Origin of the sequence: Streptomyces daqingensis (genome assembly GCF_014645895.1) — a bacterium.
In the GTDB taxonomy this organism is placed as follows: domain Bacteria; phylum Actinomycetota; class Actinomycetes; order Streptomycetales; family Streptomycetaceae; genus Streptomyces; species Streptomyces daqingensis.
In genome coordinates this window covers 212,842-238,499 of the sequence record NZ_BMMP01000008.1, presented here as the reverse complement: position 1 = coordinate 238,499, position 25,658 = coordinate 212,842, and the positions used below count along the sequence as shown (strand labels likewise).

At 72.5% G+C, this 25,658-nt stretch carries 17 protein-coding genes; 12 read left to right on the top strand and 5 right to left on the bottom strand.

Annotation, left to right across the window (positions count from 1 at the left end; all coding sequences use genetic code 11):
* Positions 1 to 37: 37 nt before the first annotated feature.
* The 3 genes from IEY56_RS14155 to IEY56_RS14145 all read right to left on the bottom strand — a co-directional run bounded on the left by IEY56_RS14155 (position 38) and on the right by IEY56_RS14145 (position 1,424).
* Positions 38 to 268 carry a DUF3107 domain-containing protein gene (locus tag IEY56_RS14155; protein WP_189037515.1) on the bottom strand — a complete coding sequence of 77 codons (231 nt, stop codon included), beginning with the start codon at positions 266 to 268 and terminating at the stop codon, positions 38 to 40.
* A gap of 178 nt (positions 269 to 446) precedes the next feature.
* Positions 447 to 1,070, bottom strand: coding sequence for a TetR/AcrR family transcriptional regulator (locus tag IEY56_RS14150; RefSeq protein ID WP_189037514.1), 624 nt, complete (start codon positions 1,068 to 1,070; stop codon positions 447 to 449).
* Positions 1,071 to 1,193: 123 nt separating this feature from the next.
* The gene (locus IEY56_RS14145) at positions 1,194 to 1,424 is read right to left on the bottom strand and encodes a hypothetical protein (protein ID WP_189037513.1); all 231 of its coding nucleotides are present in this window, start codon (positions 1,422 to 1,424) and stop codon (positions 1,194 to 1,196) included.
* Between the two features lie 113 nt (positions 1,425 to 1,537).
* On the opposite strand from IEY56_RS14145, the gene IEY56_RS14140 reads away from it, so the two are divergent.
* The 7 genes from IEY56_RS14140 (at position 1,538) to moeZ (ending at position 11,499) form a co-directional block, all read left to right on the top strand.
* A complete protein-coding gene (locus IEY56_RS14140) occupies positions 1,538 to 2,575 on the top strand; it encodes an alpha/beta fold hydrolase (RefSeq protein WP_189037512.1) in 1,038 nt (345 codons plus the stop codon).
* Between the two features lie 566 nt (positions 2,576 to 3,141).
* Positions 3,142 to 3,990: a DUF3152 domain-containing protein gene (locus IEY56_RS28455; RefSeq protein WP_229711876.1), complete on the top strand. Its 849-nt coding sequence runs from the start codon at positions 3,142 to 3,144 to the stop codon at positions 3,988 to 3,990.
* Positions 3,991 to 4,395: 405 nt separating this feature from the next.
* Positions 4,396 to 6,516, top strand: a complete 2,121-nt coding sequence (locus IEY56_RS14130) for a DUF3492 domain-containing protein (RefSeq protein ID WP_189037511.1) — start codon at positions 4,396 to 4,398, stop codon at positions 6,514 to 6,516.
* Between the two features lie 320 nt (positions 6,517 to 6,836).
* Positions 6,837 to 8,219, top strand: a complete 1,383-nt coding sequence (locus IEY56_RS14125) for a hypothetical protein (protein ID WP_189037510.1) — start codon at positions 6,837 to 6,839, stop codon at positions 8,217 to 8,219.
* Positions 8,220 to 8,360: 141 nt separating this feature from the next.
* Positions 8,361 to 9,425 (top strand): SDR family oxidoreductase, encoded by a 1,065-nt coding sequence (locus tag IEY56_RS14120; RefSeq protein ID WP_189037509.1) that lies wholly within the window; start codon positions 8,361 to 8,363, stop codon positions 9,423 to 9,425.
* Entirely contained in the window at positions 9,413 to 10,258 is an 846-nt protein-coding gene (locus IEY56_RS14115; RefSeq protein WP_189037508.1) for a spherulation-specific family 4 protein, read from the top strand. The genes IEY56_RS14120 and IEY56_RS14115 overlap by 13 nt, the downstream gene beginning before the upstream one ends.
* 62 nt (positions 10,259 to 10,320) lie before the next feature.
* Positions 10,321 to 11,499, top strand: coding sequence for an adenylyltransferase/sulfurtransferase MoeZ (gene moeZ / locus IEY56_RS14110; protein ID WP_189037507.1), 1,179 nt, complete (start codon positions 10,321 to 10,323; stop codon positions 11,497 to 11,499).
* A 190-nt stretch (positions 11,500 to 11,689) separates the two neighbouring features.
* Here moeZ and IEY56_RS14105 read toward each other — a convergent pair whose 3' ends face one another.
* Entirely contained in the window at positions 11,690 to 14,470 is a 2,781-nt protein-coding gene (locus IEY56_RS14105) for a flippase-like domain-containing protein (RefSeq protein ID WP_229711875.1), read from the bottom strand.
* Between the two features lie 326 nt (positions 14,471 to 14,796).
* Here IEY56_RS14105 and IEY56_RS14100 point away from each other — a divergent pair, with 326 nt between their 5' ends.
* The 5 genes from IEY56_RS14100 to nudC all read left to right on the top strand — a co-directional run bounded on the left by IEY56_RS14100 (position 14,797) and on the right by nudC (position 25,177).
* Positions 14,797 to 15,126 carry an MGMT family protein gene (locus IEY56_RS14100; RefSeq protein ID WP_189037591.1) on the top strand — a complete coding sequence of 110 codons (330 nt, stop codon included), beginning with the start codon at positions 14,797 to 14,799 and terminating at the stop codon, positions 15,124 to 15,126.
* 161 nt (positions 15,127 to 15,287) lie between these two features.
* The gene (locus IEY56_RS14095) at positions 15,288 to 18,962 is read left to right on the top strand and encodes an ATP-dependent helicase (protein WP_189037506.1); all 3,675 of its coding nucleotides are present in this window, start codon (positions 15,288 to 15,290) and stop codon (positions 18,960 to 18,962) included.
* A gap of 238 nt (positions 18,963 to 19,200) precedes the next feature.
* On the top strand, positions 19,201 to 22,611 hold the full coding sequence (locus IEY56_RS14090; protein WP_189037505.1) for an ATP-dependent helicase: 3,411 nt from the start codon (positions 19,201 to 19,203) through the stop codon (positions 22,609 to 22,611).
* 73 nt (positions 22,612 to 22,684) lie between these two features.
* Positions 22,685 to 24,109 carry a dipeptidase gene (locus IEY56_RS14085; protein WP_189037504.1) on the top strand — a complete coding sequence of 475 codons (1,425 nt, stop codon included), beginning with the start codon at positions 22,685 to 22,687 and terminating at the stop codon, positions 24,107 to 24,109.
* A 111-nt stretch (positions 24,110 to 24,220) separates the two neighbouring features.
* On the top strand, positions 24,221 to 25,177 hold the full coding sequence (gene nudC / locus IEY56_RS14080; protein WP_189037503.1) for an NAD(+) diphosphatase: 957 nt from the start codon (positions 24,221 to 24,223) through the stop codon (positions 25,175 to 25,177).
* Positions 25,178 to 25,292: 115 nt separating this feature from the next.
* On the opposite strand, the gene IEY56_RS14075 is transcribed toward nudC, so the two are convergent.
* The gene (locus IEY56_RS14075) at positions 25,293 to 25,535 is read right to left on the bottom strand and encodes a mycoredoxin (RefSeq protein ID WP_189037502.1); all 243 of its coding nucleotides are present in this window, start codon (positions 25,533 to 25,535) and stop codon (positions 25,293 to 25,295) included.
* Positions 25,536 to 25,658 lie beyond the last annotated feature (123 nt).

Genomic DNA, 25,658 nt, shown 5'->3' with positions numbered 1-25,658 from the left:
GCCGCCGCCGTTCCTGACGTGTGTCTTGCGCAGGTGCTCAGATGGTGCCGAAGCCCACCTTGCGGCCGGTCTGTTCACCGATCTCGACGTAGGCCACACGCCCTGCCGGGACCAGGATCTTGCGGCCGTGCTCGTCCGTCAGGCTGAGCATGTCCGAGCCGCCTTCGGCCAGTGCCTTCGACACCGCGCTCTCGACTTCCTCGGGAGACTGCTTGCTCTCGAAGACGATCTCGCGGGGCGCGTGCTGCACGCCGATCTTGACCTCCACGGCTATGTCCCTCCGAACGGTCAGTTGTTACGCGGTCAGCCGCGCTGTACGGAGCACACATTAGCCGGACACCCCCGCCACCTGGGGGCCGCCCGGGCACGCCCGCAGCGAACACCGCGGCGGAACGCCGCACGCCCGCAGCGAACACTGTGCGTGCTGCTGCGGGCGTGCGGGCGTCTCACTGCATGGGGAAGCCGGCGATGCCCCTCCACGACAGGGAAGAGATCAGCTTGGCCGCGGAGTCACGGGGGATGGGCTGCCCCGAGCTCAGCCAGAAGCGGGCGGTGATCTGCGCCATCCCGCACAGCCCCACCGCCAGCAGCATCGACTGCTCGCGCGGCAGCTTGGTGTCCTCGGAGATGACCTCGCTGACCGCTTCCGCGCAGTCGAGGCTGACCTTGTCCACGCGCTCCCGCACGGCGGGCTCGTTGGTGAGGTCGGACTCGAAGACGAGCCGGAAGGCGCCGCCCTCGTCCTCGACGTACGCGAAGTAGGCCTCCATGGTCGCGGCCACGCGCTGCTTGTTGTCGCTGGTCGAGGCGAGAGCCGCCCTCACCGCCTGCAGCAGCGACTCGCAGTGCTGGTCGAGCAGCGCGAGATAGAGGTCCAGTTTCCCGGGGAAGTGCTGGTACAGCACGGGCTTGCTGACGCCAGCCCGGTCGGCGATGTCGTCCATGGCCGCCGCGTGGTAGCCCTGCGCGACGAACACTTCCTGGGCTGCCCCCAGCAGTTGGTTGCGTCGGGCCCGGCGCGGCAGGCGCGTGCCGCGTGGGCGCGCTTCAGTTTGCTCGATGGCTGACACGCCGCCTCCCTGATCGGTCTGTCTGAGCGCGGAATGCGCTGCGCCGCCATCGTACTTTTGGGTAACCGCAGTGTGACTCCTGCGGTCCGATAATTTCAGCTGGCAGACAGCGCATGGGGCGCTTTATCGGTACTCATCCTCTTCCAGTTCGACCACCCGCGCCTGCTCTGCGGCGTCCGCGGGGTTCGCCTCGAGGTCCGTGCGGCCGGTGATCGGTTCGTCCCGCTGGCTCAGCAGCTCGGCTTGCTGCTCCGCGGCGTCCTCGGGCGGGGCCTCCAGTCCGGCCGGCACCTCCTCCGGCTCCTCTTCGTACGCATCCTCGAAGCTGTCCGGGTCGATCGGCTCAACAGGCATGCACGCTCCCCTTTCCATGAAGGACGCCTCATATTCGAGGCTACGACTAGACGTGGGTGACGTGTGACGGCGAACACATGAGGAGTCGTGTGATCGTCTCGTAACATTGCCCCATGTCGTCGACCGAACGCCCGGAAGCATCAGACTCCGGGGCGCCCAGCGCTGCCGAGCCGGTGCCGCCGTCAGGCGCTCCCTCGGCCCACGAGGGTGAGACGCTCCGATCGGTCGCTCTGCCCGGCCTCACGCTGAACATCCGCTCACGCCCGCCGGGGCGGCAGGGCCTGCCGCCCGCGCTGTACGTGCACGGCCTGGGCGGATCGTCGATGAACTGGTCGGCGCTGATGCTGGAGCTCGCGGGCGACGTCGACGGCGAAGCGCTGGACCTGCCCGGTTTCGGCATGTCCCTGCCGCCCGACGACGGCAACTACTCGGTCTCCGCGCACGCCCGGGCAGTGATCCGCTACCTCGACTCGTGCGGCCGCGCCCCCGTGCACCTCCTCGGCAACTCGCTCGGCGGTGCGGTGACCACGAGGGTCGCGGCGATAAGGCCGGACCTCGTGCGCACCCTCTCGCTGGTCTCGCCCGCGCTGCCGGAGCTTCCGCCGCAGCGCACCGCGCTGCCCACGGCGCTCCTCGCGGTGCCCGGCGTCGCGCGGCTCTTCGGCAGGCTGACCAGCGGCTGGTCCGCGGAGCGTCGGACGCGGGAGGTGATGGCGCTGTGCTACGGCGACCCGGCGCGCGTCTCCCCCGCGGGATTCGCCGCGGCGGTCGAGGAGTACGAGCGGAGAGTGCGGCTGCCCTACTTCTGGGACTCGCTCGCCCGGTCCGCCCGCGGCGTCGTCGACGCCTACACCCTGGGCGGCCAGCACTCGCTGTGGCGCCAGGCGGAGCGCGTGCTCGCCCCGACGCTCCTCGTGTACGGCGGACGCGACCAGCTCGTGAGCTTCCGGATGGCGCGCCGGGCGTGCGCCGCGTTCCGCGACAGCCGGCTGCTTGCTTTGCCCGAGTCGGGACATGTGGCGATGATGGAGTACCCGGAGATCGTCGCGTGCGCATTCCGTGAACTGCTTGTGGATACCGGTCGGTTGACGGGCCAGGCCGAGGTGGGCAAGGCTGCGTCCTCGACGCCTGTACACCCGGAAGGTGACTAGTGGGACGCCATAGCCGCAAGGGGCGCGCAAAAGCCGGCGACCCGCCCGACCGGGCGGCGCGCCGGGACGGCGCCGCGCCCGCGTACGGCATGGCCCGGGAAGAGACGGCAGGCCCGAGACCGTCCGCGCCCTACGCTCGCGACCCCCGTGACGGGGCGCCAGGCGCCGGTCAGCCGTGGCACGGCAACGGCACCGGTGAGCCCTACGGTCCTACGGTGCGCGGCGGCCACCCCGAGCAGCGTGAACCGGGTGGTGGCTGGGGTGCCGACTCCCTCGGCCCCGGTCCGGGGGCGGAACGCTCCGCCGGGCGGGTGCTGCAGGGGACTTCTGGCGCGGCGGCCAGGGCGGGGCAGGGTCCAGGCCCACGGCAGGAGTATCTGGACGCCTTCGATGAGGACTTCTTCGGGAGCGGTGCGGCACGGTTTGTACGCGCTCCCGCTCCGCGTCATCCCGGCGCCGGCCCCGGGCGCTTCGCTCCTCCCGGCAGGGGACCGGGCGGGCCCGGGCCGGGCCCGGCGTGGGATGACGACGAGGGGCGCAACGCCTCCACCGGGAGCATGCCGCGCGTGCCGGCTCCCGCACAGGAGCCGCCGCGGCTGCCGAAGAAGAGCGGCAAGGGCCGTGTGTTCACGGGTGTCCTCGCCCTCGCTGTGACGACGGTGCTGGCCGTGGTCGTCAGCGGCCAGGTCGCCGGTGGCGAGGCGAACCGGGCCGGCGCCGGGCAGTCGGACGATCGCGGCCAGTCGGACGACGGAACGACCTCCCGCTCGGAGGAAGGGCGGGACGCGCCCGGAGCACCGCAGAAGGCCGCGCCGTCGTATGCCGAGCAGATGTCCGAAGTCCTGCCTCTCAAGGCCGACTTCAAGGGAAAGGGCACCTTCACCGCCGTCAAGGGCGGCGAGAAGGGCTCCAAGGGCGGCGAAGTCCTGCGCTACCGGGTGGACATCGAGAAGGGGCTCCCCCTGGAGTCCGAACTCTTCACGAAGGCCGTGCACGAGACGCTCAACGACAAGCGGAGCTGGGCCCACGACGGCGAGCGGAGCTTCGAGCGGGTCGACGGCAGGAACGCGGATTTCGTGATCACCCTGGCGAGCGCGCCGACCACGGACGTGTGGTGTGCGAAGTCAGGCCTCGACACGAGCCAGGAGCGGGTGTCCTGCGACTCCGCCTCCACCGACCGCATCATGATCAACGGGTACCGGTGGGCGCAGGGCGCGAAGACCTTCGGGGACCACCGCATGTACTCGTACCGGCAGATGCTCATCAACCACGAAGTGGGCCACAGGATCGGGCTCAACCACGTGGGCTGCGAGAAGGACGGCGCGCTGGCGCCGGTCATGATGCAGCAGACGAAGACCGTCACGAGCGGCGAGGCGACCTGCAAGCCCAACGCGTGGCCGTTCCCGAAGGCCTGACCGGCGCACTCCGCGGTCCGGCCTGGTACGCGAGGACGGTGGTGGCCGGTGTCGGTCCGTCGGCAAGGCGGCGGCACCAAGCCGGTGCGGTGCCGGGCCGGGTGACGCAACCGTCTCCATCTCCGTGAACTGAGACCGCGTGGCCTTCGCGGCTCGCCCGGCCGGGTTCGTCTGCTGCCGGACGTTGTCCTCGCTGCGGCTCCGTCTGGAGCGCGTCCGATGTGCATCACTAGCGCATAGGAACGTCCGACTCGTCAGTAGGTCACGTGCATTCACCCCTTTTGGTGGTGCGACGGACAACCGTCCATGGTGTGCGATTGGCGCGAATAGCGTCTTCCCCCGTCACGCCACTCGTCCTTTCGGGCGGTGGCTCAGCTCGAATCATCGGTCGGGGGTGGTGCGTCCGTGCGCATCGCATTGCTTACGGAGGGCGGATACCCCTTCGCGCGCGGCGAGACGGTCGTGTGGTGCGACCGGCTGCTGCACGGCCTCGACGCCCACGAGTTCGAGATCTACGCGCTGAGCCGCAGCGCACGGCAGGAAGCTGCCGGATGGTGCGAACTCCCCGCCAACGTCGTACGGGTACACACGGCGCCACTGTGGGACGGGGAGCCGGACGGTCGTACTGCGCGCGCGGCAGACCGACCGGTGCAATGGCGGACTGGCCGGACTGTCGCAGGCGCAGACGCAGTGCGCAGCGGGGCGTTCGGCCGCCGCGAGCGGCGCCGCTTCGGGGAGTGCTTCGGAGAGCTGGCCTCTGCCGTGTGCGGTGTCGGCTCGTACGACGCCCCGGATGCGCGGGGTGAGCGACAGGGCAGCGAACTGGCCTGCGGAGAGGGCCAGTTGTCGGATCGTTTCGCCGCGGGGCTCTACGGACTCGCCGAACTCGCCCGCGACTGCGGCGGCCTGGCGGGCGCCCTCCGCTCCGAACTCGCGGTCCGCGTACTGCAGTCCGCATGCCGGGGCCCCGGCACTCTCCGCGCCGCGCACCGGGTCGGCGTCAGCGACCTGCTGGCCGTGGCCGAACGGCTCGAGCGCGCGCTGCGGCCCCTCTCCCTCGACTGGTACGGCTGCTCGGGCGGCGACCACGCCGGGGGCGGTTGCCCCGGCCATGGGAGGGACGCCGGGCGCGAGACCGGGAGCGCCTGTCCCGGGCTGGCGGAGGCGGACCTGTGCCATGTCGTGGGAGGCGGCCCCGCCGCGCTGCCGGGGCTGCTGGCGAAGCGATTCTTCGGCACCCCGCTGCTGATCACCGAGTACGGGGTGCGGTTGCGGGAGCACTATCTCGCCAGTGCTGCCGACGCCGTCGCGCCGACTGCCGCGGGTGCTCCCGTACGGGCGCTGCTGGCGTCGTTCCAGCGCCAACTCGCAAGAGAGGCCTACACGCAGGCGCAGCTCGTCACTCCCGGGAACACGCACGCCCGTCGCTGGCAGGAGCGCTGCGGGGCTTCGCGGGAGAAACTGCGCACCGTCTATCCGGGCATGGATGCCACGCCGTTCGCCGAGATCGGTGAACGCGCGGACAGCGCGAGGCGAGTGGACGTACGCCGCGACAGCCGGATGGAGGCGGACAGTTCGACGCTGGTGTGGGTCGGCCGCATCGCACCCGAGAAGGACCTGATCGGGCTTCTGCACGCCTTCGCCGAGGTCCGCAGGGCGATCCCGGGGGCGCGGCTGCGCATCGTGGCGACGTCGGCCACCAGGGGACCGGAGAGCGCCGAGTACGCGGCGCGCTGCCGGGCCCTCGCCGCGCAGCTGTTCCCCGACGAGGCGGAGGGTGCGGGCTCAGTGGGTGAGAGTCCCGTCCGCTTCGACGAGTTGGGCAGCCCTGCCGCACCGACGCGGGCGCAGGCATACGGCGCGGGCGCCGTCGTGGTGCTGTCCAGCACGGTCGAGGGCTTCCCCGCCTCACTGGTGGAGGCGATGTTCTGCGGGCGGGCAACTGTGTCGACCGACGTCGGCGCGGTGTGCGAGGTCATCGGCGGCACAGGGCTCGTCGTACCGTCACGCAATCCCCGCGCCCTCGCGGACAGTTGCACGGCGCTGCTGCGCGATGCGGAGCGCAGAGAGCGGCTGGGTGCCGCGGCGCGGGCGAGGGCGCTGGAACTCTTCACCGTCGAGCAGAACGTCGAGGCCTTCCGGGGCATCTACCTGGAGCTGATGTCGCGCTGGCCCGTCCACAGAGACGGTGCCGCCGCGACGCCCGGCCAGGCCGAACCGCAGCCCTTCGGGCGTCCGGCCGAATCGCGGGTGCCGGGCCGCTGGGCGGACGGCACCGGCACCGGAGCGGCCGTGGCCGCCTCCCGCTCCGTCCCCGCCGGGGACCGCCCGGGCGCCCGCCGCTCGGTGGCGCCGACGCAGCGGAGCGTGCGTCCCGGCGCCCCCTCGGCGGGGGCCGCCCGGACCCGCAAGCGGCCCCCGGCACCGAGCTGGGCGCGGCCGGACCTGCCCGACGGCGCGGCGATCGGACCGCGGAAGCGGCAGCAGAGCGTGCGGACTGAGACCCGGAAGGAAGACCGGAGATGAGCGTTGGCAGACCCCCCGTCCCGGACACGGCCGCACCGGACCAGCCGGCAGCCCGCGCGTACGGGCCGGGAGCCCCGGTGAGCGGGCAGGCGTGGGACGTGCGTTCCTCGGCGCTGCTCGCCCCGCCGGATGTCTCCACGTGTGACGGACCGGACGGTGACACGCGGCTCTCGGCGGCTGCGGACGAACCGTCTCGCAGCGCCCGGACGGCGGACAGCAGACCGCTTGGGGCACGCTCCGGGAGCCGGGTCCCGAGACCGAGGGAAGCAGGCGGTGCCGTACGGGCTGTCACCGGACCGGCGGACCCGGTCAGGGAGTTGATGCACAGGCACCGCGGACTGTGCGAGCGAGCCGTCGATCCGCTGGAGATCGCTGCCGGACTCGAGGCGGCCGGCGTCACCGACCGTACGGCGGCGCGCTTCCGCCACCGCGACGTCTTCTCCCTCGCCGAGGAACTGTTCGCGCGGGTGCCGCGCGTCGAAGGAGAGCCTGACGCACTGTCCGGGCGCTCCGGTACCGGCACGCGCGGCCGCGTCCGGGGGAGCGGCAACCGGGCGTACCGCTGTGCACGCGGCCGTACAGCCAGGCGGCTTCTGAATGCCGGCCTCGTCCTGCTGCCCGCGTTGCTGACGGCCGCCTGCGTGGCACTGCTCGCGCCGGCACGCGTGCAGCATGTCGACGGCTTCGCTGTCGCCGCGGGAGTCGCTGCGGCCGTACTCGCGGTCGGAGCGTCCGTGCGACTGGCACTGCGGCGACTCGTCGGGGCGAAGGCCGGTGTGCCGACGCTGCTGTCCGCGGGCTGGCTGACCGGCGTCGTCGTGTGGGGCGACCGGTTGCCCGGAGGACAGGGCGGAGCCCCCGTCGTGGGGGAGTGGAGCGCCGTCACCGTGGCATTCGCACTCGCCTGCGCTCTCGTACCCGCCGTGCTCTGCGCCCGCCGGTTCGCGGCGGGGGCGCGGAAGCGGCTGGCGGCGAGCCGCACCCTGGACGATTTCGCCGCGGGGATGTGGCCGCTGCTGACGGCGACTGTGGCGCTGTTCGCCGCGCTGACGCTGGGGCTGCAGATCCTCTGCGCGGAGGTGTCCGGGGCGGCTGCCGGCCTGGCCGGGGCGGACCCCGGAGGTGCGACCGTGGGCGCCTCCGTCACCGCCGAGGTGCTGGCGTCCACGACGGCGCTGGGCATGCTGCTCTTCACCGCTCTCCTGCTGACCGCGCACGGCTTCCGGCGTGCTGCTTCGACCGGGCTGGGCATCGCGTGCGGCGCGGAGGCAGCCGCGCTCGTCGCGAGCGCTGTCCCGGGAGCGGGGCGCCTTCTCGGCCCGCTGCACCCCGAGCTCGTCCCGGCCGCCGTCTGTGCCTGCGTCGCACTCGGACTGCTGGCCTGGGCGTACCGGCTGCTCAGCGGTGCTTTCGCGCACCACGGGGCGGCGCCGCGGGAACTCCGGAGCGCCGGCAGTCCCCCTGGGCGCTGCGCGCACTGTGCGCCGGCTGACGGACCGGGCGTCCGCGCGGAGAGTGCCTGCCCCGGAGACAGCCACTGCCCGCACCGCGACCACTGCTATCACGTCGCCCACAGCCCGTCCGTCGGGCACAGCACGACTGCCGGCCACAGCTCTCGCGCCGACGACAGCGACTGCGACGAGCACAACGACTGCGGTGAGACCCGCGCGCACAGCGAGACCCCCTGGGGCACGACGCCCTGAAACGCGCCGGTCACCGCCGCCCCGACCCACCCCGGTACGCCCGCCCAGGCGTACCGCACTTCGCAACACGACTAAGGAGCAGGGCCGTATGACCACGGCACAACCGTCACACCGCACCGACGAACACCGGGAGGCCGCACGATGAGAGTCCTCCTGCTCGGTGCGAGCGGATACCTCGGGCGCTTCGTCGCCGACCGGCTGCTGGCCGACCCCGCCGTGCAGCTCACCGCTCTCGGCCGCGACGACGACGCCGACGTGCGTTTCGACCTGGCCACGGGAAGCCCGGGGGCACTGACCCGGTTCCTCGACGCGGTGCACCCAGGGGTCGTCATCAACTGTGCGGGCGCCACGCGCGGAGGCGCACGGGAGCTGACGCGGCAGAACACCGTCTCGACGGCCACTGTCTGCGAGTCGCTCAGGCGCAGCACCTGCGACGCGCGTCTGGTGCACATCGGCTGCGCCGCCGAGTACGGGCCGTCGCAGGCGGGTTCGTCCACGGGCGAGGCGGCCACGCCGCGCCCCGGCGGGCCGTACGGCGTGAGCAAGCTGGCCGCCACGGAGCTGGTCCTCGCCTCGGGGCTGGACGCCGTCGTACTGCGCGTCTTCTCGCCCGCGGGGCCGAGCACGCCCGCCGGCTCCCCGCTGGGGCGGCTGGCCGACGGGATGCGGCGGGCGATGCAGCAGGGGGACAGCGAGCTGAGGCTGGCCGGGCTGTCCGTGCAGCGCGACTTCGTGGACGTGCGGGACGTCGCGCGGGCAGTGCACGCAGCCTCGCTCTCCGCGGCGCAGGGAGTCATCAACATCGGCACGGGCAGAGCGGTCCGGCTGCGCGACGCGGCGTCCGTACTCGCGAGAGTCGCCGGGTACGGCGGAGCGCTCTACGAGCTGGAAGCCTCCGGCGGGCCGGGGGCAGGAGCGTCTGGGGGGCCCAACTCCGGCAGCGTGGCGGTCCCTTCCGCTCCGGGTGGAGCTGCGGGGCAGGCTGCCGCGTCCAGCGCTTCGCAGGCCGGCGTCGCCACGGCTCACGTGCCGTCGCCCGCCGGCCCGTCGTCTGCGGCACCGGGGCCTTACCACTATCCGGACGGCTGCGGGAACTGGCAGCAGGCAGACGTACGGACAGCGCGCGACCGGCTGGGATGGCGTCCGCGTATCGGTCTCGAGGAGTCACTGGCGGACATCTGGATGGAGGCGGCATGCCGCATCTGATGAGCCCCGGAACCCTGCCCCTGCCGGCCGAGACTGCCGGGCGGACGGGTCTGGGGGTGCCCGGCTGGGCACATCCGATGGTCGCGCCCCAGGAGTGGGCGGCGCTGGCGGATCCGGACCTGCCGTTGCACTGGGCGGTGCTGGACGTGGCCGGTGGCCCCGGCGCCCGCCCCGACCCGTACTGCCTGGCGTCGGCGGACAGGCTGCACGGTGCGGGCGTTGCCGTCCTGGGACGTCTCGACATGCGGGACGGTGCGCGGTCGTTCGGCGAACTGGTCTCGGACGCGCACCGCTACCTCGACTGGTACCGCGTCGACGGCTTCTACCTCGCGCACTGTCCCGGGGGCCCGGCGCAGCTCGCCGACGTGGAGCGGACGGCGGCGACGCTGCGTGCCCTGTGCGTACAGCAGCGGCGCCGCCGCGGGCGGCACGCGCTCGCCGGGGGCCCGCCGCCCGGACCGGCGGTGCACGCCGGGGCCCCGGCTCCGCCGCGTCCGTCGCCCGCACTCGTCTTCGGCCACGGGAGCCATCCCCACCCGGGTTACGCGGATTTGGCCGACCAGCTGGTGACCTTCTGCGGCGGCTGGCCGGACTACCGGTGGTCCCAGGCTCCCGAGTGGACGGCGTCCCTCCCCGCGGAACGCTTCTGCCACCTGGTGCACAGCGTTCCGCGTACGCACATCGAGGAGGCGCTCCGCATCGCGCGCTGGCAGGGCGCGGGCACCGTGTACTTCACGGACAGGTGCGCGAGGGGCGGGCGGAACCCGTGGGAAGCACTGCCCGGCTACTGGGACGAGATCGTCTCGCGCCTCGGACCGGGTGTCTCGGAATGAGATAGGGCGTGGCAGTGTTACGGAAGAACAACCGTACGTTTCCACCGACCAACGGAGTCCCCGTGTCGCTGCCACCCCTGGTCGAGCCGGCCGCCGAGCTCACCGTTGACGAGGTCCGCAGGTACTCGCGCCACCTGATCATCCCGGATGTCGGGATGGACGGGCAGAAGCGGCTGAAGAACGCCAAGGTGCTCTGTGTGGGCGCCGGCGGCCTCGGGTCGCCCGCGCTGATGTACCTCGCCGCCGCGGGCGTGGGCACCCTCGGGATCGTTGAGTTCGACGAGGTCGACGAGTCGAACCTGCAGCGGCAGGTCATCCACAGCCAGTCGGACATCGGTCGTTCCAAGGCGGAGTCCGCCAAGGACACCGTGCTGGGCATCAACCCGCACACCACCGTCAACCTGCACATGGAGCGGCTCGACTCCTCCAACGTGAAGGAGATCTTCGCCGACTACGACCTGATCCTGGACGGCACCGACAACTTCGCCACCCGGTATCTGGTCAACGACGCCTGCGTTCTGCTGGGCAAGCCGTACGTGTGGGGTTCGATCTACCGCTTCGACGGCCAGGCGTCGGTCTTCTGGAGCGAGCACGGTCCCTGCTACCGCTGCCTCTACCCCGAGCCCCCGCCCCCGGGCATGGTGCCGAGCTGCGCCGAGGGCGGCGTGCTGGGCGTCCTGTGCGCCTCGATCGGTTCGATCCAGGTCAACGAGGCCATCAAGCTGCTCGCGGGCATCGGCGACCCCCTGGTGGGACGCCTGATGATCTACGACGCCCTGGAGATGAGCTACCGCCAGGTCAAGGTCCGCAAGGACCCCGACTGCGCGCTCTGCGGTGAGAACCCGACCGTGACGGAGCTGATCGACTACGAGGCCTTCTGCGGTGTCGTCTCCGACGAGGCCCAGGAGGCCGCGGCCGGGTCGACCATCACTCCCAAGCAGCTCAAGGAGTGGATGGACGACGGCGAGCGCATCGAGGTCATCGACGTGCGCGAGCCGAACGAGTACGAGATCGTCTCGATCCCGGGCGCGAAGCTCGTCCCGAAGGACCAGTTCCTCATGGGCACCGCCCTGCAGGACCTGCCGCAGGACAAGAAGATCGTCTTGCACTGCAAGACGGGTGTCCGCTCTGCGGAAGTGCTCGCCACGCTGAAGGACGCCGGCTTCTCCGACGCCGTTCACGTCGGCGGCGGCGTCATCGGCTGGGTCAACCAGATCGAGCCGGACAAGCCGGTCTACTGATCACACTCGGCAAAGGGGGCTGCGACGACGTTCGCGGCCCCCTTCGTCGTGCTGTGGCAGTGTCACGCGGTGGGACGGACGGGACGGGCGGGGCGGGCATGGGACGTACAGGCAGACGCAGGGCACAGCGCAGACGCTGGCGCCCGGCTTTGGCGGGCGCGGCCGCCCGTCTGGCTGGACGCGGCGTCGCTCAGATCGAGCCCCTGCGCGTCAGGTGCGTGAACGACAGCCAGCCCGGGCCGACCGGCAGCCACAGCGTCATCAGCCGGAACAGCAGAACGGCCGGAGTCGCGATCTCCTTCGGCACCCCGAAGGTGATGAGCCCGGCGATCAGCGCCGCTTCCACGGCTCCGAGACCGCCCGGAGTGGGCGCCGCCGAACCGAGCGCGTTGCCCGCCAGGAAGACGACCGCGATGCTCGCGTAACTCGCGTCGTGTCCGAACGCCCGCACACAGGCGTCGAGGCACATGACGAACAGCAGCGTCATCAGCAGCATCCCGCCGATGCCCGTCACGAGCTTCCGCGGGCGCTGCACCACGTCCAGCATCCGGGGCACGACGCCCGCGAACAGCGAGCGCAGCCGCGTCGAGACGAACCTTCGCAGGGCCGGGATCGCGGTGACGATCAGCACCAGCACAGCGGCCGTGAGCAGCCCCGCGATGACGGTCCTGGACGGCGACAGGGTGGGTGTGTGCTCGGTACCGGTGAGATAGCCGAAGAAGAGCAGCAGCGTGATGTGGCTGCCCAGGCCGAACAGCTGGGAGGCGCCGACGCTCGCCACGGCGTGGCCCGGGCGGACCCCGGAGCGCTGCAGGAACCGTGCGTTCAGTGCGACACCGCCGACGGCGGCGGGCGCGACCAGCTTCACGAAGGAGCCCGCGACCTGAGCGACGACGGTCCGCAGGAAGGGGACCTTCTCCGGCACGAAGCCCAGCAGCGCCATCGCCGCCGCGAAGTACGTCAGGGACGAGAAGAGCGCCGCGCCGCCGACCCAGGCCCAGTTCGCCTGCCCGACGACCTCGCCGAAGTTGACCTGCGTGAGCTGCGACAGGAGGAAGTAGGCGGCGAGCGCACCCGCGATGAACGTGACGAGGGTGCGCGGCTTGACACGTTCCAGCCTGGCCGGCTCTATCGGGGCCTGCGGTCTGATCAGCAGCACCTGCTGCCGGATCTGCGCGAGCAGATCCTCCTCGCGCGCCTCTTCCAGCGCCTCGTCGACGGCTCTCTTCTGCGCGTTCTTCTCCGCGCGCAGTGACTTGCGGTCCTGCTTGTGTTCCGCGGCCGCGTCGACCAGTACGCCCGGCCTCTCGTCTGCGCGGTGCTCCCTGGCCTCCCTGTTGGCGCGGGACGCCTCGATCACCGCCTCACGTTCGCGCTGTGCGCGCTCCTTGGCGAGACGGCGCAGCGTGTGCCGAGTGCTGCGGCTGAGCGCGATCGGCTGCAGCATCGGCAGGCTGTCGGCGACGGCGTCGGGTCCGAGCACGTCCACTGCGGCGGCGACCGACCGTTCCGCACCGACGCGCAGTCCGAACGTCGTCAGCAACTGCGCGATGTCCATGCGCAGGACGACGTCACCCGCGGCGATCTCACCGCCCCTGAGGTCGGTCAGATAGACGGTCCCGGAAGCGTCGACCAGCAGAGCGTCGCCGACGAGCCTGCGGTGCGAGATGCGGCGCGACTGCAGCGCTTCGACCTGCTGCCAGGCGGTCCGCATCAGCTCATCGGTGATCTCCTCGTCCTGCAGCGAGTCCAGCGTGCGGGCGTCGATGTGCTCGTAGACGAGCATCACCGCGTCCGGGCCCAGCTCAGATGTGGCGATCAGGCGGGGGGCGTTGGCTCCGGCGGCGATGGCGGCGTACGCGAGCAGCGCCTCCTGCTCGAGGGCCTGGCGCAGGGACTGGAGGCTCCGGTTCTGGATGAAGTCGCGCAGCGTCAGCCGCCGCCAGACCCGGTAGAAGAAGCCGTGGGCCTGCTGCTCCCGGTCGACGACCGTCACGTCGATCGGCGGGCCGCTCTCCAGCGTGACGCGGTAGCGGCGCCCGTGGTCGCCCGCCTCGGTGCCGTCGGGGCTCGGGGGGTCCTCGACGCGCAGCGCGCTGACCGGGCTGAAGCCGACGCGGCGGAGTCCGGCGAGCAGCGTCTGGCCAGTGGGACGGACGTTGGGCGTGCCGACCGCGTACAGAGTGCCGTACGCCACCGACCAGCCGATGAGCACCGTGACGATGATCGAGAACAGGGTCGAGTAGCCGGGGAAGAGTACGGCGAAGGCGTTCAGCAGGAGCACGGCCCACAGCAGGACGCGCCAGCGCGGACGGCGCGCCATCCCGACGGCCGTCATGTAGGCGATCACGGGGGCGAGATAGCTGTGGACGGGGGTGGTGAGGTCGGAGTCGGTGATCTGCTTGGTCAGGACGTCGCGCACGGAGTCGGGTGCGGCCTGGGCGACCCACAGGTCCACGGCGAGGGAGGCGCCGTGCGCCAGGACGGCGGCGAGGACGCCGTCCGCGATCCGCAGCCCGTCCCGCTTTATGAGCCGCTCGATGGCGAAGGCGACCGGGACGAGGAGGATGACGATGCTGGAGGTAAGACCGGTCAGGCTGATCAGCAGCGGCGGGGCCTGCTGGGTGCCCTTGTCGATGTCCTGCTCGAGGCCCGCGGTCGTGCCGTGCGCGAAGTTGGCGATGACCAGCACGATCGCGATGCCGAGCAGCCCCAGTCCCAGGCGCAGCAGATCGGACGGGCGGTGGACGCGGGCCGGGAGCAGCGGCTCGTCGCTCTCGACCCGTTCGGTCGTCTTCTCGTCCTCGGCCGGGGAGGCGGCGGGATCGTCGGCGCGGACGAGGCGTCCCCGGCGGGACGCGGCCCCCGGCCGTTCGCGGGCAGCATCGTCGGAGGTGCCGGCGCCCCTCGCGTGAGGAGCGCGGTCACCTTGCCGCTGACCGGCCGCCGTTCCGTCCTGATCCCGTATCACTCGTCACCGCCCGCATGATGGTGGCATGGGGGAGCCGTCCGGGGCCCGCCCAGGGGCCTTCCCACGCGACGTGCGCCGGATGCGGCGGAAGGCGAACGGCGCGGGGGACCGCAGGGCCGTTGTCGGTGGGGTGCGGCACCATGGCCCGTATGCATGGGAGCGAACCACCCGGCCCCTCTTCCCCTCCGCCCGGCCGGCAGAAGCCCGCCGGGCGCCCTGCGCAGTCCCGAAGCCTCACCCGGTCCCGAAGCGTGCAGTCCGAGAGCCTCGCGGAGCCCGAGCGCCCGGGCCCGTCCGAACGGCAGGGCGGGCGCGCCGGGCCGTCGGTGGCGGCCGAGCTGCCCGAGTACGCGGAACGCGTCCTGGACACGGCGGACCGGATCCCTCCGGGCCGGGTGATGACCTACGGGGACGTGGCCGAGTGGCTGGAGGAAGGCGGGCCGCGCCAGGTCGGGCGCGTGATGGCGCTCTACGGCGGAGCCGTCCCGTGGTGGCGCGTCGTCAGGGCGGACGGTGGGCTGCTGCCGGGCAGCGAACTGCGCGCGCTGGAGCACTACCGCGCCGAGGGGACCCCGCTTCGGGAGGCGGGGCGCGCGGCGGACGGGCACATACCGCGGATCGACATGCGCAGAGCACGGTGGGACGGCGGGGACTGACCCCCGAGTGCGGCTGCTCACAGTCATCACCTTCCGCCATTCCCGCGTACTGCCCGTAGCGAGCCACCCGTACGGAGTACACGAGTACCGCGCTGCGGGCCGTGTGCCCGCTGGCGTAGCGTCTGCACCATTCAGCACAGACCCTCCCCAAGGCGATCCACGTGAGCTCCTCCATCCCGTCCGATGCGCAGCGGCCACCCCCCGGTGACGCCGCCCCGGCGCCCGGCACGTACCGCCTGGTGCGCACGGCGCCCGTGCCCCCGGACCCTCCTGCCTTGGACGCACAGCAACGCCGGGTGGTTGACCATGCCGACGGTCCCCTGCTCGTCCTGGCGGGGCCCGGAACAGGCAAGACCACGACGCTCGTCGAGGCCGTAGCGGAGAGGGTACGGGCGGGCGGCGACCCGGAGCGCATCCTCGTCCTCACCTTCAGCCGCAAGGCCGCGGTCGAACTACGCGACCGTATGGCAGCACGGCTCAGCCGCGGCACAGGTACAGATCACGAAGGCGTACCAGCTTCGCGGAAGGCCGCGGCACCGCAGGCGACGACCTTCCACTCGTACTGCTACGCGCTCGTCCGGGCACACCAGGACGCGGACCTGTTCTCGGAGCCGCTGCGCCTGCTGTCGGGACCGGAGCAGGACCTCTACATCCGCGAGCTGCTGGAGGGTCAGCTCGCGCTGGAGGCCGAGGGCCGGGCCCGCATCGGCTGGCCGGACGAACTGCGCGCGTGCCTCACCACCCGCGGTTTCGCCGACGAGGTGCGCGCGGTGCTCGCCCGGAGCCGGGAGCTGGGCCTGGGCCCGGAAGCTCTCGGGTCGTTCGCGCGGCGCACCGGGCGGCCGGACTGGGGAGCGGCGGCGGCCTTCCTCGCGGAGTACCTGGACGTCCTCGATGCGCAGGGCGTGCTCGACTACGCCGAACTCGTGCACCGCGCGGTCCTGCTGGCCGAGCGGGAGGACGTCGCGGCGGGCCTCCGCGGACGGTACGACGCCGTATACGTCGACGAGTACCAGGACACCGACCCCTCGCAGGTGCGGCTGCTGAGGGCGCTGGCGGGCGGCGGCCGCTGCCTGGTCGCCTTCGGGGACCCGGACCAGTCCATCTACACGTTCCGCGGTGCCGACGTGAACGGCATCCTGGACTTCCCGGAGGTCTTCCGGCAGCGGTCCGGCAGGCCGGCTCCCGTGCACGTGCTGCGCGCGGCCCGCCGTTCGGGGAGCCGGCTGCTGGCGGCGACTCGCGAGATCACCGCGCGCATCCCGCTGGCGCGGCTTCCGGCGGACGCGGTGCGCGCCCACCGAGACCTGGTGGCGCAGCGGCCCGGGGGCAGCGTCGAGGTCTGCACGTTCCCCACAGCCGGAGCCGAACTCGACAACGTCGCGGACATCCTGCGCCGGGCGCATCTCGAAGACGGCGTTCCGTGGCGGGAGATGGCGGTCCTCGTCCGTGCGGGCGGGCGTTCGATACCGGCTGTTCGCCGTGCGCTCACATCGGCGGGCGTTCCCCTGGACGTGGACGGCGACGACGTGCCGCTCCGTCACGAGCCCGCGGTGGCGCCACTTCTCACGGCGTTGCGGGCAGTGGCGCGGGCCGCGGTCATGCCGGCGCATGCGGAGCCGGCACGACGGGAGCAGCGCGGGACGGACGGGGGCCGTGACGGCCGCGGCAGCCGCACGGAGTACGGACCGGACAGCGACGCGGTCCCGCGGCAGGACGGCGGCGGGCCGGAACGACACGACGGTGAACGGGAACGGGAACGGGAGGACGGTGAACGGACACGGCGGCACAGCGCCGCGGAAGCGCAGGTACCCGCGCCTCGGGAGGGCGGCGGGGGAGCGGCTCGTCCGGGCGCTGCCCGCACCTCCGCCTCCGCAGCGTCCGGATGGCTGGACCCGGAGACCGCCCTCACTCTGCTCACCTCGCCGCTCGGCGGGATGGACGCGTCGGACCTGCGCCGTCTCGGGCGGGCGCTGCGTGAGGAGGAACGCGCAGCGGGGGAGAGCATCCCGCGCCCGTCCGACGTGCTGCTGGCCGAAGCGCTCGCCGAGCCCGAACGTCTCGTGGCGCACGATCCGTCGTACGCGAGAGGCGCGCAGCGTCTGGGGCTGCTGCTCCGCAAGGCGCGTGAGCTGCTCGCGGGCGGGGGGACCGCAGAAGAGGCACTGTGGCAGCTGTGGGACGGCACCCCGTGGCCCCAGCGGCTGGAACGCGCCTCCCTGCGCAACGGCGCCTCGGGACGCAACGCGGACCGCGATCTCGACGCGGTGTGCGCGCTGTTCGCCGCGGCGGCACGGGCAGAGGAACGCAGCGGCGGCCGCGGCGCGCTGAACTTCCTGGAGGAGGTCGACGCGCAGGACATCGCCGCCGACACCTTGACGGGCCGGGCCGTACGCCCTGACGCGGTGCGGCTGATGACCGCGCACCGTTCGAAGGGGCTGGAGTGGCGACTCGTCGTCGTCGCGGGCGTCCAGGAAGGCCTCTGGCCCGATCTGCGCCGCCGGGGCTCCCTGCTGGAAGCCGACCGCATCGGCCACGACGGCCTCGCCGAGCCGCTCTCCCCGGGAGCTCTGCTCACGGAGGAACGCAGGCTGTTCTACGTGGCGGCGACGCGCGCGAGGGAGCGGCTGATCGTCACGGCGGTGCGTGCTCCCGCGGAGGACGGCGACCAGCCGTCGCGGTTCCTGGGCGAGTTGGGCGTCGAACCGAAGTCCGTCACGGGGCGGCCGCGCCGACCCCTGTCGGTCTCGGCGCTCGTCGCCGAACTGCGGGCGACCACCGTCGACCCCGCTGCCTCGCCCGCCCTGCGGGATGCCGCGGCCCGGCGCCTCGCCCGTCTCGCCGCCATGCATGACGAGGAGGGGCACGTCCTCGTACCGGCCGCGCATCCGCAGCGCTGGTGGGGCCTTCACGAGCCGACCCGGTCCGAAGTGCCGTTGCGGGACCGGGACAAGCCCGTCGTCCTGTCCGGCAGCGCGCTGGACCAGCTGGCCAACACCTGCGCGCTGCAGTGGTTCCTGGCGCGTGAGGTGAAGGCGGACGCCCCGGCGACTGCCGCGCAGGGCTTCGGCAACGTGCTGCACGTACTGGCCGACGAGGTCGCCTCCGGCGGCACTCCCGCGGATCTGGAAGTCCTGATGGAGCGTCTGGACACGGTGTGGGACGGGCTCGCGTTCGAGGCGCCGTGGAAGTCCCGGCAGGAGAAGGAGAGCGCTCGGGCGGCGCTGGAGCGGTTCCTGCGCTGGCACGTCATGCAGCGCGGCGAGGGGGCGGGGCTGCGGCAGGTCGCCGGCACCGAGATCGGTTTCGACGTCACGCTGGATGCGGGGGAGTACGAGGTGCGCATCCGCGGCAGCGCGGACCGCGTCGAGAGCGACGCGGCGGGACGGGCGTACGTCGTCGACTTCAAGACAGGCAGGAGCAAACCGAGCGGGACGCAGGTCGAGCGCCACCCGCAGCTCGCCGTCTACCAGTTGGCCGTCCGCGAAGGTGCCGCCGACCACCTCTTCGACGGCGGGCGTCCGGACTCCGGCGGTGCCGAACTCGTGCATCTCCGCCTCGGCGCCCCGAAGCGTGACGGGGGCGACTCGCTGCCCGTGGTGCAGCGTCAGGAGGCTCTGGCGGAGGCCGCGCAGGACGCGCCGTCGGCACCGGACGGCCCGGAGGGCGCCGTCCAAGGCGATCCCGGACAGGGGTGGGTCGGCGAACTGCTTGCCACGGCAGCCGGACGTGTTCTGGACGAGCGCTTCACTCCCTCACCCGGACAGCACTGCACGCACTGTTCGTTCCGCAGCGCGTGCAGTGCGCGCTCCGAGGGACAGCAGGTCGTCGAGTGACGGGCTGCCAAGCGCCGCCGCGATGAACCGCCAGGGACCCAACTGTCGGTGAAGGTCCTTTCACAGTTCGATCCTCCCGCTCCCCCGGGCAGTTGACTGTCCCGCAGCTCGCAGGGCTAGTCGGTTGAACGCCACGGATCGACGGCGCGGACGGTGGCCGGCCCCGACCACGTGCGCTCCGGAGGGGTCTTCAGCAGCCGCTGCGCCAGTTGTCGGTGCCGCCCGTTAGCGTCTTCGTGTGCCTGCCCGACTCACCGACACCGAACAGCTCAAGGAGCTGCTCGGTGTCCCGTTCACCCCGGAGCAGCTCGCCTGTATCACGGCGCCTCCGGCTCCCCAGGTGATCGTGGCCGGAGCGGGCTCGGGCAAGACGACGGTCATGGCGGCACGCGTGGTGTGGCTCGTGGGCACGGGACAGGTGCTCCCCGAACAGGTGCTTGGGCTCACGTTCACCAACAAGGCCGCCGGCGAACTAGCGGAACGCGTGCGCAAGGCGCTCGTACGCGCAGGGGTGACCGATCCGGACCCCGCCGATCCCGAACACCCGCCGGGCGAACCGCAGATCTCCACCTATCACGCCTTCGCGGGCCGCATCCTCACCGATCACGGCCTCCGACTGGGAATCGAACCAGGGGCCAGGCTCCTCGCGGACGCCACCCGTTTCCAGCTCGCGGCGAGCGTCCTGCGGTCCGACCCGGGGCCGTTCGAAGCGCTCACGAAGACCGTCGCGGCACTCGTCGAGGACGTCCTGGCCCTCGACGCGGAACTGTCCGAGCATCTGGTCCCGCCGGACGGACTCCGCTCGTACGACTCCGGTCTGCTGGAGCGGCTGGAGAGCGTTCCGCTCACCAACGCCACGCTGCGCAAGGTTCCGGAAACTGCCCTCGGCCGCACCGAACTGCTCGGTCTCGTCGAGAAGTACCGCGCGCGCAAGCGCGAGCGCGACCTGCTCGACTTCGGGGACCAGATCGCCCTGGCGGCGACACTCGCGCGGGACGTTCCGGAAGTGGGCCGCATCCTGCGCCAGGAGTTCCCGGTCGTACTGCTCGACGAGTACCAGGACACCTCGGTCGCCCAACGCGTGCTGCTCGCGGGTCTGTTCGGCGCGTCCGGCCCGGCGGGCGCACCGGGTACGCCGGGTGCACCGCGCACCTCTCGTGTGCCGGGCGCGCCGGCAGGCGCCGGCCACGCCGTCACCGCGGTGGGAGACCCCTGTCAGGCCATCTACGGCTGGCGCGGTGCGTCGGTGGCCAACCTCGACGACTTCCCGCGCCACTTCCCGAACGCCGACGGCACCCCCGCGCCCCGGTTCTCTCTCAGCGAGAACCGCCGCAGCGGCGGCAGGCTCCTCAGCCTGGCCAACACGCTCGCCGCGCCGCTGCGCGCGCGCCACGAAGGCGTCGAGGCGCTGCGTGCGGCCCCCGGGGCGGAGCGCGAGGGAACGGTGCGGTGCGCGCTGCTGGCCACGCACGCCGAGGAACTGGAGTGGCTGGCCGACTCCCTCGCCCACCTCGTGCGGACGGGCACGCAGCCCGGGGAGATCGCCGTGCTGTGCCGCGGGGCCGCCGACTTCGCGGAGATCCAGGGTGCGCTGGTGGCCCGGGATCTCCCGGTCGAGGTCGTGGGCCTGTCCGGGCTGCTGCACCTTCCGGAGGTGGCCGACCTCGTCGCCACCTGCGAGGTTCTGCAGGACCCCACGGCGAACGCCTCGCTCGTACGGCTGCTGACGGGGCCGCGCTGGCGGATCGGCCCCCGCGACCTCGCACTGCTGGGGCGCCGCGCCCGGCTGCTCGTACAGCACGCGCGGTACCAGGACGACGACCCGGACGGGCGGCTGGCCGCCGCGGTGGAAGGCACCGACCCGGCGGAAGTCGTCTCCCTGGCGGACGCCCTGGAGACGTTCCTGGAGTCGGACGGTTACGAGGACGACCTGCCCTTCTCGACTGCCGCACGCATGCGCTTCGCCAGGCTTGCCGCCGAGATCCGCGACCTGCGGCGCTCGCTGGCCGACCCGCTGATGGACGTCCTGCACAGGGTGCTCACCGCGACCGGCCTGGAAGTCGAACTGTCCGCGTCGCCGCACGCGCTGGCGGCCCGCCGCCGCGAGACCCTGGGCAACTTCCTCGACATCGCCGCGGGGTTCGCCGCCGTGGACGGCGAAGCGACACTGCTGGCGTTCCTCGGGTTCCTGCGTACGGCAGCGCAGTACGAGAAGGGCCTCGACAGTTCGCTGCCCGGCGGCGAGGACACCGTCAAGGTCCTTACCGCGCACAAGGCCAAAGGCCTGGAGTGGGACGTCGTCGCGGTGCCCGGCCTCGTGGTGAAGCAGTTCCCGAGCGAGCAGCCCCGCGAGTCCTGGCTCCGCCGGCCGCGGGTCCTGCCGCACGCCCTGCGCGGCGACGCGGCGACGCTTCCCGACGTGGCCGAGTGGAAGTCCAAGGGCGTCAGCGACTACGAGACGGCGATGCGCGACCACCAGGCCACCGAGGAACTCCGCCTCGGGTACGTCACGTTCACTCGTCCGCGCTCGCTGCTGCTCGGCTCCGGCCACTGGTGGGGTCCCACCCAGAAGAAGCGCCGGGGGCCCTCCGCCTTCCTGCACGCGCTGAGGGAGCACTGCGAGGCCGATCCCGCACACGGCGAAGTGGAGCACTGGGCGGCCGCTCCCGCCGACGACGCGGAGAATCCGCTGCTGGAGGCTGCAGCGGAGGAGCGGGCGTGGCCGATGCCGCTGGACGCGCAGGCGCTGGAACGGAGGCGTGCCGCAGCTGAGGCGGTGCGCACGCATCTGGAGGACTGCGACGGCGACGCCGCGGAGGACAGCGACGGCGACGCCGCGGATCTCGCTCCCGAGGAGGCCAGGCTCGCCGCCTCCTGGGACCGCGACCTGGAGGCACTGGAGGGGGAGCTGCGGCGGTCGCGCAGCACCGAGCGGGACGTTCCGCTGCCTCCCTCGCTCACCGCGTCCCAGCTGATGCGCATGGCAGCGGATCCCGACGCCTTCGCTCGCGAACTCGCCCGCCCCATGCCCCGTCCGCCGGAGCCGGCGGCCGCGCGCCGAGGCGTGCGCTTCCACGCCTGGGTGGAGTCCCGGTTCGAGGAATTGACGCTTCCGATGCTCGGGCCGGACGAGCTGCCGGGCGGCGAGGACGGCAATCCCGAGCCGCCCGAGATCGTGGACGAGCGGGATCTTTCCGCGCTGAAGGAGGCCTTCGGGCGTACGCCCTACGCGCACCGCACCCCGCACCGCGTGGAGGAGCCCTTCCAGCTCGAACTCGCGGGACGCGTCATCCGCGGGCGCATCGACGCGGTCTACCGGGAGGTCACGGAAGACGGCGCGGAGACCTACGAGATCGTCGACTGGAAGACCGGCCGGTCCCGCACGGCCGACCCCCTGCAGCTGTCCGTGTACCGCCTCGCATGGGCGGAGAAGGCCGGGGTGCCGCTCGCCGCGGTCTCCGCCGGGTTCCTCTACGTCCGCAGCGGCGAGCTGGTGCGGCCTGCCGAACTCCTCGACCGCGCGGACCTGGAACGGCTCCTCAGCGGCGACGGGGGCGACCCCGACGGCCCCCCGGCCCCCCGTATGCCTGGGCAGCGGGCGGGAGAGTCCGGCGCCGACGTACGGGCAGGCGGAGCCGACCACGCGTGAACAGGCGCGGACCCTCCGCAGCACCTCGTACGGAATGCGGAGGGCCACCCGAATGCCGGATAGGCTGCCCGGCATGAGCAGCAGCCCTGCAGTTCCGGACGACGCTGTCCGGGCCTGTGTCGAAGAGCGCCGCGCCGCCTTCCTCGACGACCTCGTGGAGTGGCTGCGCATCCCGTCCGTCTCCGCCGACCCCTCGCACGCGGACGACCTCGCACGCAGTGCCGCCTGGCTGGCGGGGAAGCTGGCCGCGACGGGCTTCCCGGTCGCGGAGGTCTGGGAGACGCCGGGGGCACCGGCCGTCTTCGCCGAGTGGCCCTCGGACGATCCCGGCGCGCCCACCGTCCTGGTCTACGGGCATCACGACGTGCAGCCCGCGGTCCTCGCGGACGGCTGGCACTCGGAGCCCTTCGCGCCGGAGGAGCGCGACGGCCGCCTGTACGCCCGGGGCGCCGCCGACGACAAGGGCCAGGTCTTCATGCACACCCTGGGCGTGCGGGCGCACCTGGCCGCCACCGGCCGTGCTGCCCCCGCCGTCAACCTGAAGCTGCTCGTCGAGGGCGAGGAGGAGTCGGGTTCGCCGCACTTCCCCGACCTGGTGCGGGAGAAGGCCGACCGTCTCCGCTGCGACGCCGCGATCGTCTCCGACACCGGCATGTGGTCGGCGGAGACGCCGACCGTGTGCACCGGCATGCGCGGGCTCACCGACTGCCAGATCGACCTGTACGGGCCGGACCAGGACATCCACTCCGGCTCGTTCGGCGGGGCGGTCCCCAACCCGGCGGCAGAGGCCGCGCGGCTGGTCGCGAGGCTGCACGACGAGAATCACCGCGTCGCACTTCCCGGTTTCTACGACGGGGTCGTGGAGCTGTCCGAGGAGGAGCGGCAGCTGTTCGCCGAGCTTCCGTTCGACGAGGACACGTGGCTGCGTACGGCGCACTCCCACGCGGTGAGCGGCGAGAGCGGCTACACCACCCTGGAGCGGATCTGGGCCCGCCCGACAGCGGAGGTCAACGGCATCGGCGGGGGCTACCAGGGCCCCGGCGGCAAGACCGTCATCCCGTCGAGCGCCCAGCTGAAGCTCTCCTTCCGGCTCGTCGCGGGACAGGACGCGGAGAAGGTCCAGCAGTCCGTCCGCGAGTGGGTCTCGCAGAGCCTGCCCGACGGCATCCGCCACGAGATCACCTTCTGGGGCGCCACACGCCCGTGCCTCACCCCGCTCGGCCATCCCGCGCTGGAAGCGGTCGTCCGGTCGATGGAGCGGGCGTTCGGGAAGCGGGTCCGATTCACCCGTGAGGGCGGTTCCGGTCCGGCGGCAGACCTTCAGGACGCGCTGGAGGTACCGGTCCTCTTCCTCGGCATCTCCGTCCCCTCGGACGGCTGGCACTCACCGAACGAGAAGGTCGAGCTGGACCTGCTGACGAAGGGCGCCGAAGCGGCGGCCTGCCTCTGGTCGGACCTCGCCGAGAACTGGCGTCCGGAGCCGGAGGGTGCCGGATGACGCCGGGCGGCGTCCGGTGACGCCGTCCCACGCCCGCTCCGCCGCCGCCCGTGCGAGGCCCGGCGGAGCCCCGAGCAAGACCACCGATCGCAGGAGGAGCAGGAAGCCCACGTGACCACCTGGACCGACCGCATCAGCGCCGCCGACTCCGCTCCCATCACCCTGACCCCCACCGGCGGCATCGACCGCGCCGCGAACCAGAGGATGGACGAGGCGTGGCTGGCGGCCGCCTGGAGCCATCCGACGACCCGGGTGTTCGTGGTCTCCGACGGCCAGGCGCTGATCGAGGACGACGGCGACGGCCGGACCGAACTCGTGATGATGCCCTCGTTCGACGCCCCGTTCACCGAGGCCCACCGTTACTTCCTGGGCGTCGACGAGGAGGGCGTGCGCTACTTCGCCCTTCAGAAGGACGCGCTCCCCGGGCGCATGGACGACATCGCGCGCCCCGCCGGGCTCCGTGAAGCGGGCCTGCTGCTCTCGCCGCGGGACGCCGAACTGATGGCACACGCCGTCGGCCTGGAGAACTGGCAGCGCACGCACCGCTTCTGCTCCCGCTGCGGCGAGCGCACGGTCATCGCGGCGGCCGGGCACCTCCGCCGCTGCGCGGCCTGCGGAGCCGAGCACTACCCGCGTACCGACCCGGCCGTGATCATGCTGGTGACGGACGAGAAGGACCGCGCCCTCCTGGGGCGGCAGGTCCACTGGCCGGAGGGCCGCTTCTCGACGCTCGCCGGGTTCGTCGAGCCAGGGGAGTCGCTGGAGGCGGCGGTCGTCCGCGAGGTCGGTGAGGAGGCGGGCGTCGCGGTCGGCGAGGTGGAGTACGTGGCCAGCCAGCCGTGGCCCTTCCCGGCCAGTCTCATGCTGGGTTTCATGGCGCGCGCCACCTCACCGGAGATCCGGGTGGACGGCGACGAGATCGAGGAAGCCCGGTGGTTCTCCCGCGATGACATCCGGGAGGCGATCCATACGGGAGAGGTCCTGGCCCCGGCCGGCATCTCCATCGCCGCGCGCCTGGTGGAGCTCTGGTACGGCGGCCCGCTGCCGAGGCCCGAGAAGCAGCGCTGACCCGGGCGGGGCTTCCCCCGACGCACGCAGGCCCCGCCGCGGGGGCGGGGCTCGTGCGTGCGAAGGCGCTCCGGCGCCGCCGAGGGCGGGCGTGCGCCCGGCGTGCGCCGTGTGTTCAGGCGCCCAGGGCGGCCTGCACCTGTGCGAGAGAAGGGTTGGTCAGCGTCGTCCCGTCGGGGAAGAGCAGGGTCGGCACCGTCTGGTTGCCGCCGTTGGCCTTCTCCACGAAGTCGGCCGACTCCGGGTCGTGCTCGATGTTGACCTCGGTGTACGCGATCCCCGCGCGGTCCATCTGGCCCTTCAGCCGACGGCAGTAGCCGCACCATGTGGTGCTGTACATCGTCACGTTTCCCGCCATGGGTTTCGCGCTCCTTCGTGTCAGTTGGTGCCTGAGGGAACGTACGAGCGAACCGGACCATTCCCGGGTCCCCGAACCGTCCTGCGGCGGCCCGGGGCGCCTCCTCAGAGCGGCCGGCGCAAC